The organism is Roseomonas sp. TS2 (assembly GCF_058833935.1).
The window spans coordinates 1-1,416 of sequence record NZ_JCACVY010000347.1; the positions used below are offsets into that span (position 1 = coordinate 1).

The window sequence follows — 1,416 nt, forward strand, 5'->3', positions numbered from 1 at the left end:
GCGCCACATCCTGCTGCAGGAAGTGGGCGCGGTGGGGCAGGCGCGGCTGCGCGCCGCGCGGGTGCTGGTGGTGGGCGCGGGCGGCCTCGGCTCGCCGCTGGCGCTCTACCTGGCGGCGGCCGGCATCGGCACGATCGGCCTGGTCGACGACGACCGGCTGGAGCTGTCCAACCTGCAGCGGCAGGTGGCGCACGACACGCCGCGCATCGGCCGCAACAAGGCCGAGAGCGCGGCCGAGACCATCCGCCGCCTGAACCCCGGGGTGGCGGTGGAGGTGCACGCGCTGCGGCTGGACGCCGAATCGGCGCGGGCGCTGATCCCGCGCTACGACATCGTCTGCGACGGCACCGACAATTTCGCCACGCGCTTCCTGCTGGGCGATGCCTGCCACCTGCTGGGCCGCACCCTGGTCTCGGCCGCGGTGCTGCGCTTCGAGGGGCAGCTCACCGTCTACAAGTCGCATCTCGGCGGCGAGCATCCCTGCCAGCGCTGCCTGCACCCGGAGCCGCCGCCGCCCGGGCTGGTGCCCAGCTGCTCGGAGGCAGGCGTGCTCGGCGCCGTCACCGGGGTGATGGGCACGCTGCAATCGACCGAGGTGCTGAAGGAGATCCTCGGCATCGGCGAGGGGCTGGCCGGCCGCCTGCTGCTGTGGGACGCGCTGGACATGCGCTTCCGCACCGTGCGGCTGCGGCGGGACCCGGCCTGCCCGCTCTGCGGCCCGGCGCCGGCCATCCGCGACCTCTCCTGCCACGCCGCCGCCCCGGCGCCCGTCTGCGCGCCCGTCTGCGCGCCCGCCAGCGCCACGAGCGGCGCATGAGCCTGCCGCTCGGCATCCTGCTCCGCTCCGGCGGGCACGAGGCGGCGCATTACGCGCTGGTGCTGGCCACCGGCGCCGCCGCCATCGGCCGGCCGGCCGTGCTGTTCGCCACCAATGGCGGCTGCCACCTGCTGCGCCGCGATACGCCCCTGCCGCACGACCCGCGCGAGACGCTGCTGGCCGGGCGCGGCGTCGCTGGCGTCGCGCCGCTGCTGGCGGCCGCGGTGGAGCTGGGGGTGCGGCGCATCGCCTGCGAGGCCGGGCTGCGCGCCGAGGGGCTGGACGCCACAGCCCTGGCCGAGGGGGTGGAGGTGGCGGGGGTCGTGACCTTCCTGGCGGCGGTCGGCCAGGGGCAGATGCTGGCGCTGTGAGGGCTGGAAAGAATGCTGCGATGCAGGGCGGGCGCTTGACCATGGCGGCGCATTGCGTGCGTGATCGGGGCATGGCTCGGCTTCGTCTTGCATCCCCCTTCCTGTTCCTGGCCCTGGCGGCATCGCCGGCGGCTGCCCAGTCCAGCCTCGGCGCGCCGCAGCAGGCGGTGCCGCAGCCCGTGCCGCGCGGCGCGGCGCCCGCCCCGACACCGGCGCCGGCACCCGCGC

Annotated in this window: 2 protein-coding genes; both read left to right on the forward strand. The window is 76.4% G+C overall.

Annotation, left to right across the window (positions count from 1 at the left end):
- The coding region (locus ACZJYS_RS24285; RefSeq protein WP_493180642.1) for a HesA/MoeB/ThiF family protein at positions 1-817 on the forward strand (817 nt) is incomplete at its 5' end.
- Positions 814-1,188, forward strand: a complete 375-nt coding sequence (locus ACZJYS_RS24290; protein ID WP_109515898.1) for a DsrE family protein — start codon at positions 814-816, stop codon at positions 1,186-1,188. The genes ACZJYS_RS24285 and ACZJYS_RS24290, both read left to right, overlap by 4 nt.
- The last annotated feature ends 228 nt before the right edge of the window (positions 1,189-1,416 follow it).